15 protein-coding genes and 1 tRNA gene are annotated in these 15,868 nt (G+C 54.0%); 8 read left to right on the plus strand and 8 right to left on the minus strand.

Annotated elements, in window-relative coordinates; translation table 11 throughout:
• The first annotated feature begins 27 nt into the window (after positions 1-27).
• Complete coding sequence (locus C7K08_RS00450) at positions 28-777, plus strand: HAD family hydrolase (protein WP_241536931.1); 750 nt, start codon at positions 28-30, stop codon at positions 775-777.
• Between the two features lie 162 nt (positions 778-939).
• Positions 940-2,112, plus strand: coding sequence for a recombinase RecA (recA, locus tag C7K08_RS00455; protein ID WP_106498685.1), 1,173 nt, complete (start codon positions 940-942; stop codon positions 2,110-2,112).
• Here the strand turns inward: recA and C7K08_RS00460 are convergent.
• The 3 genes from C7K08_RS00460 to C7K08_RS00470 all read right to left on the minus strand — a co-directional run bounded on the left by C7K08_RS00460 (position 2,095) and on the right by C7K08_RS00470 (position 4,289).
• Positions 2,095-2,463 carry a DUF1815 family protein gene (locus tag C7K08_RS00460; RefSeq protein ID WP_106498738.1) on the minus strand — a complete coding sequence of 123 codons (369 nt, stop codon included), beginning with the start codon at positions 2,461-2,463 and terminating at the stop codon, positions 2,095-2,097. The two genes, recA and C7K08_RS00460, sit on opposite strands and share 18 nt — an antisense overlap.
• A gap of 96 nt (positions 2,464-2,559) precedes the next feature.
• A complete protein-coding gene (locus C7K08_RS00465) occupies positions 2,560-2,802 on the minus strand; it encodes a DUF2839 domain-containing protein (RefSeq protein WP_106498686.1) in 243 nt (80 codons plus the stop codon).
• 44 nt (positions 2,803-2,846) lie between these two features.
• Positions 2,847-4,289 carry a helicase gene (locus C7K08_RS00470; RefSeq protein ID WP_106498687.1) on the minus strand — a complete coding sequence of 481 codons (1,443 nt, stop codon included), beginning with the start codon at positions 4,287-4,289 and terminating at the stop codon, positions 2,847-2,849.
• An 86-nt stretch (positions 4,290-4,375) separates the two neighbouring features.
• On the opposite strand from C7K08_RS00470, the gene C7K08_RS00475 reads away from it, so the two are divergent.
• A complete protein-coding gene (locus C7K08_RS00475) occupies positions 4,376-5,251 on the plus strand; it encodes a prephenate/arogenate dehydrogenase (RefSeq protein WP_106498688.1) in 876 nt (291 codons plus the stop codon).
• A 19-nt stretch (positions 5,252-5,270) separates the two neighbouring features.
• Here the strand turns inward: C7K08_RS00475 and crtD are convergent, their stop codons facing one another.
• Both crtD and C7K08_RS00485 read right to left on the minus strand, forming a co-directional pair.
• Positions 5,271-6,764, minus strand: a complete 1,494-nt coding sequence (gene crtD, locus C7K08_RS00480) for a C-3',4' desaturase CrtD (protein ID WP_241536932.1) — start codon at positions 6,762-6,764, stop codon at positions 5,271-5,273.
• Positions 6,761-7,162, minus strand: a complete 402-nt coding sequence (locus C7K08_RS00485) for a CAAD domain-containing protein (protein ID WP_106498689.1) — start codon at positions 7,160-7,162, stop codon at positions 6,761-6,763. Before C7K08_RS00485 ends, crtD begins: the two co-directional genes overlap by 4 nt.
• A gap of 140 nt (positions 7,163-7,302) precedes the next feature.
• Between C7K08_RS00485 and moeB the strand changes: the two genes are divergently transcribed.
• The 3 genes from moeB (at position 7,303) to C7K08_RS00500 (ending at position 11,634) form a co-directional block, all read left to right on the plus strand.
• Positions 7,303-8,475 (plus strand): molybdopterin-synthase adenylyltransferase MoeB, encoded by a 1,173-nt coding sequence (moeB, locus tag C7K08_RS00490; protein WP_106498690.1) that lies wholly within the window; start codon positions 7,303-7,305, stop codon positions 8,473-8,475.
• A 62-nt stretch (positions 8,476-8,537) separates the two neighbouring features.
• Positions 8,538-10,694, plus strand: coding sequence for an ATP-binding cassette domain-containing protein (locus C7K08_RS00495; protein WP_106498691.1), 2,157 nt, complete (start codon positions 8,538-8,540; stop codon positions 10,692-10,694).
• Positions 10,695-10,815: 121 nt separating this feature from the next.
• Positions 10,816-11,634: an alpha/beta hydrolase gene (locus C7K08_RS00500; RefSeq protein ID WP_161955786.1), complete on the plus strand. Its 819-nt coding sequence runs from the start codon at positions 10,816-10,818 to the stop codon at positions 11,632-11,634.
• A gap of 25 nt (positions 11,635-11,659) precedes the next feature.
• Here the strand turns inward: C7K08_RS00500 and C7K08_RS00505 are convergent, their stop codons facing one another.
• On the minus strand, positions 11,660-12,802 hold the full coding sequence (locus C7K08_RS00505; protein WP_106498693.1) for a cob(I)yrinic acid a,c-diamide adenosyltransferase: 1,143 nt from the start codon (positions 12,800-12,802) through the stop codon (positions 11,660-11,662).
• A 41-nt stretch (positions 12,803-12,843) separates the two neighbouring features.
• Here C7K08_RS00505 and larE point away from each other — a divergent pair, with 41 nt between their 5' ends.
• Complete coding sequence (gene larE, locus C7K08_RS00510; RefSeq protein ID WP_241536933.1) at positions 12,844-13,689, plus strand: ATP-dependent sacrificial sulfur transferase LarE; 846 nt, start codon at positions 12,844-12,846, stop codon at positions 13,687-13,689.
• On the opposite strand, the gene speD is transcribed toward larE, so the two are convergent.
• Both speD and recF read right to left on the minus strand, forming a co-directional pair.
• Positions 13,682-14,146 (minus strand): adenosylmethionine decarboxylase, encoded by a 465-nt coding sequence (speD, locus tag C7K08_RS00515; RefSeq protein ID WP_106498740.1) that lies wholly within the window; start codon positions 14,144-14,146, stop codon positions 13,682-13,684. The two genes, larE and speD, sit on opposite strands and share 8 nt — an antisense overlap.
• A gap of 217 nt (positions 14,147-14,363) precedes the next feature.
• Positions 14,364-15,458: a DNA replication/repair protein RecF gene (gene recF, locus C7K08_RS00520; protein ID WP_106498694.1), complete on the minus strand. Its 1,095-nt coding sequence runs from the start codon at positions 15,456-15,458 to the stop codon at positions 14,364-14,366.
• 53 nt (positions 15,459-15,511) lie between these two features.
• Between recF and C7K08_RS00525 the strand changes: the two genes are divergently transcribed.
• Positions 15,512-15,585: transfer RNA gene (locus tag C7K08_RS00525), tRNA-Arg, on the plus strand.
• Positions 15,586-15,868: the final 283 nt, after the last annotated feature.

Here is a 15,868-nt window from a genome sequence, read left to right on the forward strand (position 1 = left end):
GCTGACTTTTTTATTGGGGGGATCCCTGTGCTGATCACCGATTTCGACGGGGTGGTGATCGATGGCATGGCGGAATATTGGTGGGCCGCCAGGAGCTGCGCCCTGCGTTTGCTCCCCTCCCTCGAACCCCTGCCTGAGGCGATTCCAGCCTTATTTACAGCCCTGCGCCCGAGGGTTTTGGCTGGTTGGGAAATGCCKGTGCTGGCAGCTTTAGTGGCTGGAAAGGCCCTACCCCAAGCCGATTTTCAGCGCAATTACAGCTCGGCTCTGCAGGCAAGCCTTGCCTTGCTTGGCTGGAAGCAGGCACAACTAACCCAATTGCTCGACCAGGTGCGGCAAGAGGCGATTGCAAGCAACCGTGAAGGTTGGCTGGCTAGGCATCGGGTTTACCCCTGGATGCAGGAGCGCTTGTGGCGTTTTCAGGAGGATGGTGAGCCCTGGCAGGTGCTTACAACTAAAAGTGCTGAATTCACCCGCGAGTTGCTGCAAGCCCATGGCTTGGAGCCGGCTGCCGTTTATGGCCGCGAACAGGGGCCTAAGCCCTCAGTTTTAAGGCGCTTGCTGGCTGAACGGAGAACGGGGCAGAGCGTTTGGAGATTTTTAGAGGATCGCCGCCTCACCCTCGAGGAGGTGTTGGAAACCCCAGRATTGGAGCAAGTGAGTTGCCTGCTGGTGAGCTGGGGCTACCTGCTGCCTGAAGACAAAGACCACCTACCGGCACGGATTGGGCTGCTTAACCCTGAAACCCTGGCGAAACCCCTAGACGATTGGCCCTGATTTGTTACAATACATTTGAACTAACCAGTTCTGCCCCTGCCGATCGATACACCGGGCGGCTTGGGTGGCACTTCTCTCCTGGTGGTTGCACGATGCCCGGATATTCCGGAGCTATCTGTTTTCACTTGATTTAGCCACTTTTTCTTTGCTGCTGAGTAGCCCATGACCGCTGATTCGAAATCCCAAGCCAGCTCACCCACGGCTGGTTCCCTCCAAGCTGGTGCACCTTCCGCCGGGGAGCGAGAGAAAGCCCTAGGGCTTGTGTTGAACCAGATCGAGCGCAATTTCGGTAAAGGTTCGATCATGCGCTTGGGGGATGCTTCCCGCATGCGGGTTGAAACYATTTCCACTGGTGCCCTCACCCTTGATCTCGCCCTTGGTGGCGGCTATCCAAAGGGTCGGGTTGTGGAGGTTTACGGCCCGGAGAGTTCCGGTAAAACCACCCTCACCCTSCATGCCATTGCCGAGGTGCAGAAGCGGGGCGGCGTGGCTGCCTTTGTGGATGCTGAACACGCCCTCGATCCGATGTATGCGGCCTCCCTGGGGGTGGATATCGAAAATCTGTTGGTGTCCCAGCCAGACACTGGCGAAATGGCCCTTGAGATCGTTGATCAACTGGTGCGTTCCGCTGCCGTAGACATCGTGGTGGTGGATTCCGTGGCGGCCCTCACTCCAAGGGCTGAGATTGAGGGGGAAATGGGTGATCTGGCGGTAGGTAGTCAGGCCCGTTTGATGAGCCAAGCGATGCGAAAAATCACCGGCAACATCGGCAAATCCGGCTGCACCGTGATCTTCCTGAACCAGTTGCGCCAGAAGATCGGCATTGCCTATGGCAACCCTGAAACAACCACCGGTGGTAATGCGCTGAAGTTTTACGCCTCCGTGCGGCTTGATATCAGAAGGATTCAAACCCTCAAGCGGGGAACTGAGGAATATGGAATTCGCGCCAAGGTGAAAGTGGCAAAAAATAAGGTTGCACCRCCCTTCCGCATCGCTGAGTTCGACATCCTTTTTGGCCGCGGCATCAGCACCTTGGGTTGCCTACTCGACTTGGCGGAAGAAACCGGTGTGGTGATTCGCAAGGGTGCTTGGTATAGCTACGACGGAGACAACGTTGGCCAGGGTCGTGACAACACGATCACTTGGCTTGAGCAAAACCCTGAAGCCAAAGAAGTTATTGAAGTTAAAACCCGTCAGAAACTCACTGAGGGGGCGGATGTAACCGCTAATTCAATGAAACCTCTTGCTGTGGCTGCAGCAAAACGTAAGGAGGGATCTGAGCGGGGCGTTAGTGAAGATTCCAGCGGCTCTGCGGCCTTAGCCGAGGCGAGCTGARGCGGCTGCGGGGATTTGCGCTTGCTTTCCAGAGCGCCTTTTGCTTTGGATGCTGCGCAGRTGTTTGCTGAGGCGATCCAGTTCTTGGATTGCTTCAGCTCCCTCAAGTTTCACCAGCTCTACCCCGTGGCGCATCTCCATCCAGCTGATTCCGCAATCAGAAACCAGAAACCGCACAGCATGGCCATCAAGTAGGTCGGCAACGAAGGAGGCGCCATGGCTGCCGTCATCACCGCAGGAATAGCAGCTGGCGGCAACACCTTCTTTTTTAAGGGTGTCGGCCAGGGCCCTCAGGCTGAGAACCAGATCTTTTACTAAGTCTTGGTACTGGGCGGATAAACGTAGGAACACAGGTAACACCTGAAGTTGCCCCATCCTAATGATTTCTTTTGATTTTGGGAGTGTAAATACCTAGTGGGTTTGCAATGTGTGGGGARCGGCACCGGCTCARCCATCGGAGAGCTGCCACCAGCCAGCGGCTGGGCCAATAAAACGTACGGTGATCCAGAGCAATGCCATGGCACCGATGCCAACCCAGGCKCCTTTGCTGGTGAGGCTTACAAACTCACGGGCTTGGTTTTGAGTTAGCGGTAGCCAGGCCACAATGCGGGGGGAGTCGTCTTTAGGCGCAGCCTTTTTGGTTTGCCTAGGGGGTAATCCYTGGCTGGAGCGACGGCGGGCTTCACCCATKCTTTTTTATCGGCTTATTTGCAGTGTGGCAGTGCAACTGGCAACTAGAACGGCAATAGTCKTTCCAGTGGCTCGAAGGGCTCTAGCGCTTCCAATACCCTTTGGCCCCAACCCCTRCCCCGCAATCTTCCATCCAGCATCGCCAGCCGCCCGGCTTCCSTAACGCGGAGCGGTGCAAGMCCCCTTTGTAATTTTTCGATCGCTTCCGGCAGTAATAGCTCCCTGAACCAATCCCTCCCCTGCTGCCGTAGGTCGTTTACCCGAGCTGCCGTGAGGGGATCCTCCAAACTTGCAATCGGCAGCAATCCCACGATTAGTTGGCCTGGTGCAGGCAATTGCTGATGGTGGGCTAGCCACCAGCTCCAGCTACAGCAGATCACCCCATTGCTTTCCGGTGCTGTTTGCTCGTGGTCTACCCGCCTGCCAAATTCTGCCGCCAGAGCACTGGTAAGCCATTGCCGCAAGGGATTGTCGTCTACTAAAACCACCGAAAGCCCTGTTTGACCCAGCACCAGCCGCCTACATTGGCTCAAAAGTTGCTCTGGAAATAAGGGGCTGTTTGGCAGCGCCTGMAGCCTTGGGGCATAGAGRGGTATGGCCGTTTGCCGTTCTGGYGTGTGGAGTGGCACCAATACCGGTTCGCGTAGGCCAAGGTCTTGCAGTCTTTTGCCATSGGGCATCAAAGAACCCACSAAAATTGCCCCCCGCTGCAGCAACAAACCATTGAGGCTTTCCAGCGGTTTAAGCGGTTGGCGTTCCAAGCTCCATTGCAGCAGCTGCGGTTCGGTTATCGCCCAGCTGGTCCATTGCTGTGAATCGCTTTTGCACCAGTGTTGCCAGAGTTCAGGCAACCCCTCCACCCCTTGCAATAAAAGCCGTAAGGGTGCTTCCTGTTCAGCGGCAATCGCAACACTCGGGCTGCGGCCAATGGGGCGATTGAGCAATTGCCGGCTCAAACGTTCATGTAAAACCAACAAGGTTTGAGCTAGCTCCGGTTTAGCCCTGCCCAATTGATCCCAATCCTTTGGCGTTAAACGAATTGCTTGCCCTTGGCGCAGTAGTTCCTCCAATTCCTCTGCTTCAGCGCAGACCAATTGATATTCGCCAAGATTGCCGCTCCGCCAGATCTGCACTAATTCAGCTGGGCTAACCATCCATAACCCAGGTTCATGGGGTGGATTGATGCCCTGCCACAGGGGGCGACGCAACCCCACCTCGGCTAGCAACATCAGTTCCCGTTGCAGCAAGCGCCGCTGTAAAGCTTCACTTGCCACCAACAGCACCGGATGGTTTGCCATCAACACCGGTAGGAGCAAGCCCAGCAGCCAGGGGCGATCCACCGTGGCACTCACTGGAAATAGGCTGTGGTCCCCCCGCCTCAGGCTGCGTGCCACCAAACGGGTGAGGGTTAGGTGATGGGGCCAGCTGGATCCACCACCCTGCTTAAGCAGTTGCTTTAAGCGAAGGTGGGCCTGGGCTTCCAGCATTCACACAATTTGAGCARCGCAATCGTAGGAAGCTGCCCAAGCGCACCCCTTTTTATGGCCTCTTTTCCCTCAGCACCGTGCCAAAAATGACAGCAACCAAGCTCGATCCGGTGCAGCAGCTAAAAACTCTCCTTGCTGGCGCACCCATTGGTGTGGTGGGTTTGGGTTTGATGGGTGGCTCMCTKGCCCTTGATTTACGTGGGCTTGGCTTTGTGGTGAATGGCTGGGTGCATCGCCAAGCAACTGCTACCCGGGCCATGGAAAGGGGTTTGGTAGATGCGGTGGATATTTCCGCAGTTCATTTGCAAAACTGTGGCCTGGTGGTGTTAGCACTGCCTTTAGATCAATTGATTACCCCCAATGAAGCCCTGGTGCAGGCCATGCCCCCTGGGGCAGTAATTACCGATATGGGATCGGTTAAAGCACCTGTTGCGGCAGCCCTTGCCTCGCGCTTGCCGCGGTTYGTGCCAAGCCATCCCATGGCGGGCACGGCAGCGGCAGGGGTGGAAGCTGGAGTGGCGGGACTATTCCAGGGGCGCCCCTGGGTAATTAGCCCCTCAGGGCAAGAGGATTCCACRGCCGTGGAGTTGGTGGAAGCCCTGGCCTTAGCCCTTGGGGCRAAGCCTGTGTATTGCGATGCCAAAGCGCATGATCAAGCAGTTGCCTTGATTTCCCACCTGCCGGTGCTAGCTGGGGCAGCTCTGCTGCAATCAGCTGCCACTGGAGGCCACCTGGCTCGGCAATTGGCCTCCAGTGGTTTTGCAGACACCACAAGGGTGGGTGGAGGCAACCCCCAGTTGGGTCGTTTAATTGCCCAATCAAATCGGGTTGCTCTTATGGCCGCGCTCGATTYATAYAACCAAGAACTCAAGTTGATAGGCCAATTAATCGAAGCTGAGCAGTGGGATCAATTGGAACAACATCTGAGCYGTGGCCAGGCCCTGCGGCCAGAATTTCTCTGAATTCAAMCAATCAGCACAGCTAATCCCCAGAAGCCAATAGTTGTTTCACTGCCATTTCCGCAGACAAACTCACCCCAGCGGTTCCCTCCCCCGGATAGATGCCATCACCGCATAGCCAAAGACGCTTTAAGGGTGTGCGGCTAGCGAGGCCAAATGGACCAAAATGCCTAGGCCGTTGACCTAAGCCCCCAACAAATCCATAGGGTCGCCCCGTCCAGCGGGCAAAACCCCTGGGGGTTGATAGTTCGCGTTGAATCCAATCATTGGGGCCAATCCCAAGCAACTGGCCTAGGGCTGCTTCTATGCCCAGTTGTGCTTCTTGTTTTTTGCTGGCATAGGAGCTGGGATCAAGGTCAAACCATTGTTTGGCGGGAGTAAACACACTGGCGATAACCGTGGCTTTGCCCCTCGGGGCGCGGCCATCACCATCACTGCTGATCGAAACAAAAACTGAACCCGGCTGTTGCCAATCGAGCTGAAAGTGGCCGGGGCAATCCTGCGGTAAGCATTGCCGCTCTACTGCGCCATAAAGCACCAAAGCACCTGATGGATCAGCAAAGCTTGCGAGCCGCTTGGCATAGAACTCAGGCAGCTGCTCCCCCAACAKCCCTGGTAGGCACTGGGGTGGAAGGCTGCAMACCACATGGGCGCTCGTTAGCTCAAATTTTTGCTTAGCGATGCTTTGACCGCTGATTTGCCAGGTGCCATCAATGAAACGYAACTTYTCAACGCGATGGCCGAGGCGCAACTCACCCGATTGGTTTGTGAGTGCTTGCTCTAAACCAGCGCTTAGGGCTTGCATTGAACCTTCAAGATGCCAGAGCCCCAGGGGCTCCTGGGCCATGTTGAGCACAGTTGCGCCATAAAGGGCAGCGGTGTTCTCAGCAGACTCTTGCGAATAAAGGCGCAGCTGYAGATCTAAAAAGCGCCAGAGCCTGCGATTGGCGTTGTTGTTGGGGCAACCGCAAAGCCTGAGCAAATCAGCCACGCTGTTGCCGATAAAAAGCCCACTTGCCAGGCTGCCGGGGCCAACGGCCTTCAGCAGTTGCAGCAGATCCCAGCCGTTGCGTGGCGGSAGGATTGGTTGGCGGGAAGCAAAAGCCCAGTTGCAATGATGCAGCCCAGCGCAAAGCTGCCAAAAGGCTTCACTGCCAGGGAATTGTTGTTTGCGTTCCAGTTGCCAGCGCTTGGGATCACGCCAGAGCATCACTGGCCGCTGGCCATCGTTTAGATCCACAACGCAGCCGGGATCAAGGGGGGCTGCATTGGGAAGTTTTACGCCGAGCTCACYAAAAAGCCTTTGGTGGCTACCCCCCAGTTCAAGGCCAGCAACTTGGGTGGCACCAACGTCGAAGGTGAATGGTCCGCGCCTAAAAGTGCCGGCGCAACCACCAGTTTGGTTATGGGCTTCAAGTAGCAGCACCCGTGAGCCAGCTTTTGCTGCTAGGGCAGCAGCGGTGAGGCCAGCAATGCCGGCCCCAACTACCACCACATCCCAGGGGGATTGATTCAACCCAAGTATTCCTGACGCAATTTGGTGATCCGCTGCACCAGTTCTTCCCGCTTGGTGCTGGTGCGCAGGTTGCCCCAGCTCCAGTTACCCACCACCACTAAACCGAGAAGCTCCAGCAGCCCTGGCACCACAGGTAAAAGATTGATGGTGTCGAGCACSCCTTTGATCAACACCTGGGCCACGATCACGGCCACCAAGATGCCAACGGATTTACCGATGCGACCCATCTGGGCCCAATTAACGCCATCAAGAGCGTTATTTACCTTGCCGAGCACGTCGCTATAGCGCTCTTTGAAATCAGCGGCGGCACCGCCTAAATCCCCAAGGGGATTGGAGTTTTCAGCTGTGCTGCTGTCCACTGGCTGAGCGTCGATGTTCACTTCGCTGGGCTCCGTCATGGACTTTTTGGAATGGATGCTGGGGTCAAGTTATCGAGAACTTCGTGGTTTAACCAGGTGTGCTTCTACTCCATGGGCATTGGCTGATTGTTTGGGACAATTGGATTAGCTAGGTGCCGTTGGCACCAATACCTGCAGCGATGCTTCCGCTCAACACTAGTGAAATCAGTTTGTGCCCAGATGAGATCGCACGCTTTTCCAGGCATTTGATCCTGCCTGAGGTGGGCATGGAGGGWCAGAAGCGCCTGAAGGCTGCTTCTGTGTTGTGTGTGGGTACGGGGGGATTGGGCTCACCGCTACTGCTTTATTTGGCTGCCGCAGGGGTGGGGCGTTTAGGGATTGTTGATTTTGATGTGGTGGATCACAGCAACCTGCAAAGGCAGGTGATCCATGGAACCAGTTGGGTTGGAAAACCAAAAATTGAATCGGCAAAACATCGAATTCATGAAATCAATCCCCACTGCCAAGTTGACCTATATGAAACCGCATTAACGAGTGAAAATGCCCTGGAGATAATGAAGCCATACGACATTATYTGCGACGGCACTGATAACTTYCCMACCCGTTATCTCGTTAATGATGCCTGTGTGCTTTTAGGTAAGCCAAATGTTTATGGCTCCATCTTCCGTTTCGAAGGCCAGGCAACGGTATTTAACCTGGAGCCAGGTTGCCCCAACTATCGAGATCTTTTCCCCGAGCCACCACCTCCAGGCATGGTGCCCTCCTGCGCTGAAGGGGGAGTRGTTGGGGTTTTACCTGGAATTATCGGTGTAATCCAAGCCACKGAAACTGTTAAAATTATCACCGGGATTGGTACCACATTAAGCGGCAGATTATTGCTATTTGATGCCCTTGCGATGAAGTTTAGAGAACTTAAGTTGCGTCCCGCTAAGGAGCGACCAGTGATTGAAAAATTGATTGATTATCAGATGTTTTGCGGCGTTGGAGGCAGTGCCCCTGGCCAGGAGGAATCCGGCTCTGTGGCAAGCATAAGTGTTGCAGATCTTAAGGCACTATTAGATAGTGGCGCTGAAGACATATTGCTATTGGATGTGCGCAATCCGCCGGAAGCTCAGATTGCAGTAATCGCTGGTGCTGTTTTAGTGCCTTTGGATTCCATTGAAGATGGCACTGCCATTGGGCGTGTGCAAGAAATCAGCAGGGGTAAGCGCTTATATGTGCATTGCAAGTTGGGAGGTCGCAGCGCTAAGGCCTTGATCGCTTTAGCTCGCCATGGCATTGAGGGCACCAATATCRGCGGTGGCATTGATGCCTGGAGCCAGGAGATAGATCCCTCAGTGCAGCGTTATTGATTACTGAATTGATTACCGAGCTGGATTCTCGCTATTAGTGGGTTGCCGAATGCTCTAAACCAATGGCTGCCYTGGCGCTGCCCCTGCGCCTCTGGCCCTATTTCGGTAAGCAACGCCCCAAGGTTTTGCTGGCCATTTTGGCTGTGTTGCCCGATCCCCTTTTGATGGTGGGGATCCCAGTGTTGTTACAACTGGTGATCGATAGGGCAATCACCCCTGGGGAACCAGCCAGGGCCATACCACTGTTGGTGTTGCCCTGTTTGTGGTTGTTGTTAGCGGTTGGCTGCAATGGTTTGCAGGTGAGACTATTTGCTGCCCTTGGCGGTGAACTGGGCAATGATTTTAGGGAGCATTTATTTCAACAACTGCTGGAGTTAAAGGCCCCTGGAGAAAGAGGTTTGGAAGGGGAGGAACAGGCCCTGTTGGCCCAACAGATCCCCACYATCGAAAACGTAGTGGTGGTGCAATTCCCCTTATATATCTGGACCCTGGCGCAACTTGTGCTCAGTGTGTTGTTGCTATTCCATATCAGTTGGCGGCTTGCCCTTGTGGCGGTGGTGCTCACTCCCCTACTGCTATTAAGCCAAGTGGCATTTACCCCTGCCCTGGCCCGCAGTGAGGAGGGAAGGGTTGCAAAAGCTGCCCTGTTGTTGGAATTTGCCATGGAACGGCTGCGCAGCCGTGAATTGGTTGATTTATTTGGCCTAGGCCAGGCCACCCGGATGGAATTTGGCAAACGCAACCACGCCCTGAAGCGCAAGGGTTTGCAGGTGGGCACTGTTTCGGGATTGCAAAATGCTGCCCTCACTGCCTCTGCTTTGCTCACTTTGGTGAGTGTGTTTGCTTTGGGCACATGGTTGGTGCTGAATAAACAACTAAGTGTTGGCCAATTGGTGGCTGCCCTTGGGATTGCAACGGCCCTCGTTAGTGGCATGTGGCARTTGGGTCCCCTTTTGCTGCCCCTGCAAGCGGCCAGCACCGCTTTGGATTTACTCGAGCGCAAAATACCTAATAGGCATGGGCTGATAGAAAAAGAGCAAGCGCTGTTAGCTCCTCCGCCTTTACGAATCGGCCTTGAGTTAAATCAAATCCAATATCGCTATGCCGAKGGTGGCGGCCTTRTGGATCTTTGTTTACAGATTCCAGCTGGCAGCTCCCTTGCCCTGGTGGGCCCAAGCGGTGGCGGAAAGAGCACGGTGCTGAAAATGCTGCTGCGGCAATTGCATCCCCAGGGMGGTGATCTACTGGTGGATGGTTTGCCGCTAGCTAGTTTCAACCGGGAGCAATGGTTGAAACAGGTGGCCCTAGTGCCGCAAGAACCGGTKCTTTTTAATCTTACGATCGCAGAAAATATTCAACTGGGCCGMCTTGATGCCAGCAGCGCTGAGGTAACTGCAGCTGCCTATGCGGCTGAATTGGGTAGTTTTATCGAAGCACTACCCCAAGGTTTAAATACGCCTGTGGGTAGCGATGGTGGCAGATTGTCGGGTGGGCAACGCCAACGAATTGCCATTGCCAGGGCAATACTGAGGGATCCGCATTTATTGCTCTTAGATGAGGCCACTAGTGCTTTAGATCCAGCAACGGAACAAGCGATTAATGCAACCCTTGCCCGCTTGGGGGAAGGGCGCACGGTGGTGTCTGTTTTGCATCGTTTGCGCGCCGCTGCAACCATGGACCAAGTGGCTGTAATTGCAGCCGGCAGGGTRGTGGAACAGGGTTCACACCATGGCYTGCTGGCAGCGGGTGGGCTTTATGCCTCTTTTTGGCATCGCCAGATGGGCGGTTTTGACCTGCGGGCCGGCCAACGGGTGCGCATTACTGCGGCAAGGTTGGCTTCTATTCCCTTATTTGAAGGGGTGGAGCCTTCTTTATTGGAGTGGCTTGCCTCCGAATTTGTGAGCGATCGGGTGCGTCCTGGGGAAGAGGTTTTTCGAGAGGGGGATGCCCCCGATAGTTTTTATGTGGTGGTGGCAGGCACCCTAGAGATGTTGCAGGCTGATCTTTGGGGTGGAATTCCTGTGAAGCAGGGGGTGCTTGAGGAGGGGGATTTCTTTGGTGATGCAGGCTTGTTGGAAGATCAACCGCGCAGCGTAACTGTGAGGGCCAGGGGRGATGGATTGCTGTTGCGCTTGGATCGGGATAGGTTTTTGGATTTACTTGAAAAAGATCCGGATTACAGGCGCTTCTTTCTTCATTCAGCCCGTGCTAATGTGTAATTGATGTAATTAAATTAAATTAAATTAAATTAAWTTAAAYWAAATGGYCATYAAYCTTTTGCGTTTGCTTCCTGCGATTTGCTTGGGGTTGTATTCTTCAGCGGYGCTAGCSCAGCAGGATGTGCGCAGTATTAAAGATGTTAATTATATGAAAGYTGTAAATTCTTCCAATGCTAAAGAAGTKGATCGTAGGCGGCTTGATTTGTATATTCCATCAAAATCTAAATGTTTTCCTGCTTTGATGTCTGTGCATGGAGGTGGCTTGAGGAAAGGGGACAAAAGTGAAGACGTGAAAAAAGGTAAATTGTTTGCGGCTTCTGGAATTGCTGCCGCTRTAATTAACTACCGACTTTCGCCGCAGGTTTCTCATCCAGCCCATGTGGAAGACGTGGCAGCTGCATTCGCTTGGACAAAAAAGAATATAGCTAGCTATGGTGGAGATCCAAGCTTAGTTTATATTGTTGGCCACTCGGCCGGCGCCTATCTTATTACTCTTCTAGCACTTAACGGCGATTATTTGGCTAAGCATGATCTTAAGTTGAATGCAATAAGTGGGGCTATTCCCGTGAGTGCTTTTCATGATGTTGATTTAGTTGCTCCCAATAGRCCTAAAGATGTTTGGGGCGAGGATCCGAAATTTTGGGAAAGCGCTTCTACCACTCCTCAGTTTTGGGGCAGAACCTCCTCCCCTAAGATGCCTTGGTTGGCAATCATTGCCGATGGCGATGAAGAATGGAGGCGAGATCAGAATTATCGATTTGTAGCAAATCTCAAGGATGTTGGTTTTACCAATGTGAGTTTAATGGATATCAAGAATCGTGATCACAATTCCATATGGGATAAAATCTCTGATGGCGACGAAGTTTCAAGCCATATAATTAACTTTGTTTCTAAGCATGCATYAAGTGTGGGTRRYGGAGGYTGTAAATTAAAAAAATAATATCTARTTATTGATTRCTTRGWTGTTAGTAATCRACGCCWCGCTTGAGGTCTATTCCTCTTTCGGCATAATGTTTATGGCATACCATTTCAGARTGAACGCTAGCCAGATCAAAATAGGCGGGAGGGTGTTTGCAGCGGCCRGTAATTATTACTTCAGTGTCGCGCGGTTTGCGCAGCAGGGTTTGCATTATCGGCTCCACKGGCAGTAATTCYAGGTCTACGGTTGGATTCAGTTCATCGAGAATTACGGTTTTATAAAGGCCGCTAGCGATAGCTGCTCTKGCRATTTCCCAAGCTCTCTCTGCTTCTACGTAGTCGATTGGTTGCTGTTGGCCGCGCCAAACAATTGCATCTCTACCGGAGCGTAAGTGGTCAACTAAATGGGGATAGCTTTCCCGAAGTGCTGCGATTGCGCTGTCTTCGGTGTAGCCACTGCCCCCCTTAAGCCATTGCAAAATTAATACCCTGTGGCTCTTGTCTTGGCTGATGCCTTTGCCGATTGCCTGCAATGCTTTGCCGAGGGCACTGGTGGATTTCCCTTTGCCTTCCCCGGTGTAAATCTCAATCCCTTCAACACCAAGATCAGCGGCGGATGGATGTTGATGGGCGCGCATTTCCGAATGCAGATCCGCCAGGTTTACCAGTGCCCGCGGTGCACCCCTGCCGGTGGCGATCACTTCAAGGCCCGCTGGTTTTGCCGCAAGGGTGCGCACAACTTCCTGTTCATCGAGCAGGCCAAGATCAAGCACAGGATTTAATTCATCGAGCACCACCACTGAATAAAGAGCGCTGGCAAGGGCGCCACGGGCAATRTCCCAACCCCGCTGGGCTTCTTGGCGATCAAAACGGGTTACTTCATCKGCATTGAAATAATCGGCCCTGCCGGTGCGCACTTGATCAATCAAATGGGGGAAGCCCTGCTGCAGCGCTTCGATTGCGGCATCTTCCGCATAGGCCCTACCCGGCCCTTTAAGGAAACGAATCAATAAAACCCGGGTGCGTTTCTTTTCGCATATSCCAAGACCAATGGTGCGCAACACCACCCCRAGGGCAGCTTGGCTTTTRCCCTTGCCATCGCCGTCGTAAACATGTAAYTGACCATGGTTGCGTTCATCGCTACCCGCTGCGGTGCGGATGCCGATGCCACCACCACTAGAGCTMGTCATTGCCCGATTGTAACGAGGCTGGATAGCTTGGGGTTAGCACTGTGGTAATTCCAATTTCAGCCCATCCATTAGTGGAAAGCCTTGCGGCCCCAAGGCAAGCGCAACTGCTCGCCTTGCGCACTTGGTTGGGCCAGCAACCAGCTGTATTAGTTGCCTATTCAGGCGGGGTAGATAGCACCTTGGTGGCGGCCCTTGCGGCTGAACAGTTGGGAGAAAAGGCCGAGGCTGTTACTGGTGTGTCGCCCGCTTTAGCGCCAAATCTGTTGGAGGAAGCCCGCTGGCAGGCGAGCTGGCTTGGATTGCGCCACCGCGAAATTGAAAGCCAAGAATTGCAGGAGCCCGGTTACARCAGCAAYCCTGAAAACCGTTGCTACTACTGCAAAAGAGAGYTGCATAGCCTTTTGGCTCAGCTGGCTGGGGGCGCCCTAGTGCTGGATGGGGTTAACCAAGACGACCAAGGCGACTATCGACCTGGCCTGCAGGCGGCAGCAGAACAGGGGGTGGYGTCGCCCCTATTGCAATTTGGKATTGATAAGCAAGGGGTTMGSCAGATMTCCCGYGCCCTKGGCTTCCCCTGGTGGGATAAACCAGCCCAGCCATGCCTTGCTTCCCGTTTCCCCTATGGAGAACCGGTGAGTGCAAGCAGGTTGCAACGGGTTGCAAAAGGGGAGGATTTATTGCGTCAATTTGGCTTTAGTCAGTTGAGGCTGCGCTGCCAAGGGGATACAGCGCGGCTGGAACTGCAAACCGATCAATTTGAATTGCTTTTAAAACACAAACAGCGCCAAGAACTGSTGGAACAGTTCCTGGCGCTGGGTTTTACAGCCGTGAGTGTGGATCTAGAGGGATTGGTGAGTGGCAAACTCAACCGCTCCCTGATCAAATAAGCACTGGTTCCCGCTGGCTATCAGCGATGGCAGATGGGGTTCGCCGCCGGAAACTTCTGAGGCTTTGGCGGGTTGAGCCCAGTTCTTCACTYAGCACCGCACATGCCTTCTCAGGCATTGTGTGRTCGCCGCAGGTGAACACATCAACTGCTGCATAGCCTGATTCAGGCCAGGTGTGAATGGAGATATGGGATTCAGCCAGTAGGGCYAATCCAGTAACTCCTTGGGGTTCGAACCGGTGGGTGATCAAATTCAGGAGGGTGGCGCCAGCCCGCTTCGCTGCTGAGGTGATGGCGCTCCTGAGAAAAGCTTCGTCGTCGAGCCGGCTGGAATCGCAGTTATACAGCTCGAGAATGCAGTGTTTGCCCACCATGTCCGTTGGGACATTTTCAACTGGGGGAGCAAGGGGGGTGGAACGTCCTGGATCTGGGTGCAAACAGGAAGGGGCTTTAGCCATTGAATCCGGCAAAACAGCTCCTAATCTTAGCGCTACCCAGTGGCCTTTCAGCTTTTGAAAATGAAAATAATTCGGCAAACAAGAATTSAGCAAGGAAGAATTCAGCAAACAGGTGGATTAACCGTGGGGGAGCTGCTGCTGGTGCTGTTGGTGGTTGCAGTAGCGGTTGGGGGTACCTCGCTATTTCTGTTGAAGTTTTCTGGTTCCAGCAAAGCCCCTACCCCTCCGCCAGCAGTGAACCGCCCTGCACAGTGATCAGTTGGGCCCTATGGCGCCACTCCTCCACACAGCTATGCAGGTGGGTGGCGCTCACAAGGCATTGATGGCCCTCGCCAATCGCTTCCAATAGCAACTGTTGGCGGCTGGGATCCAATTCGGCTAAAACGTCGTCTAGCAGRAGGATTGGCGCGCAACCACTGCATTGCTTTACAAGTTCCAATTCCGCCAATTTCAAGGCCAAAACCAAGCAGCGCTGTTGGCCGGCAGAACCCAAACGTTTGGCCGGTTCTCCGTCTAGCAGTAGGGCCACGTCATCCCTTTGGGGGCCCACACTGCAARCACCCAAACGCAATTCCTGCTCCCTTTGGTTTTGCAGTTGGCAAAGTAGGGATGCTTGCCAGATGCTTTCTTGTTCTGGTTCCTCCAGCTGGGTGCCGGCTAARTAYTTCAATTGCAGCMGCTCCCTGCCGCCACTAAGTTTTTCCTGCCATGGGGCGGCCAGTGGTTCCAGGCGCCGCAGCATTCGATGGCGGCGGCGGTGGAGCCGCACCCCCACTGCGGCGAGTTGCTGGTCAAAGGCATCAAGCAATTCGGCTTGGGCATTTAAGCTGCGCCGCAACAACTGACTACGCTGTCGCAGCAAGCGGCCATGGCGGCTGAGCAACTCGCCATAAACCGGTTCCAACTGCATCACCACACGATCCAGCCAACTGCGCCGCAGGGCTGGTTCTCCCCGCACTAGATCGAGATCTAGGGCACTAAAGCCCACACAGCGCAATGGGCCGAGTAGRTCAATTTGGCGTTCAAGTGCTTTGCCGTTGCGTTGGGCCCGGCGGCCCCCTTGGCTGCGTAATTCCAACACCAATTCATCTTTGCCATCAGGGCCAGCGAGGCCCCTGATCACGCTTGATTTGGCTCCCCTTTGTATTAAATCGCGATCACTGCTGCAGCGATGGGAGCGCAARCTAGCGAGKATTTCCACTGCCTCAAGCAGGTTGGATTTGCCTTCACCGTTTTGGCCTAGCACCAATAGCCGCGGTGAATCGAGCGCCAATTTCAGGCTGCTGTAGTTGCGAAAACTACTGAGCTCCAGGCGGTGGAGAAGGATGGGGCCTAGGCGGTATTGCAGCTAAGCTAAGCAATGAAGGGCATGTAGCTCAGTTGGATAGAGCGTCAGATTCCGGTTCTGAATGTCGGGGGTTCGAGTCCCTCCATGCTCGTTTTTTCCCTTTCACCCTCTTGTTTCAGGTCTAATCCCATGGCGCGAATGCCGTTGGGATCTGAAATGAAGCCATAGGTTTCAAGTACAGGTATCAATTCCTCACCGGCGGCAAGGGAAATACTGCAACCGGGCCATTGTTTACGCATGCGATTTAGGGCCGCATAAACCAATACCTCAAGCAACTTTTGCTTTTCTGGTTGATCCGGCAACACCACCAAATCCCAGAGGTTTGCATTAAGGGCCTCATCACTGGTAACSCGTAAAAACCCCACCAATTGGTT

The organism is Synechococcus lacustris str. Tous, assembly GCF_003011125.1.
Taxonomy (GTDB): Bacteria; Cyanobacteriota; Cyanobacteriia; order PCC-6307; family Cyanobiaceae; genus Synechococcus_D; species Synechococcus_D lacustris.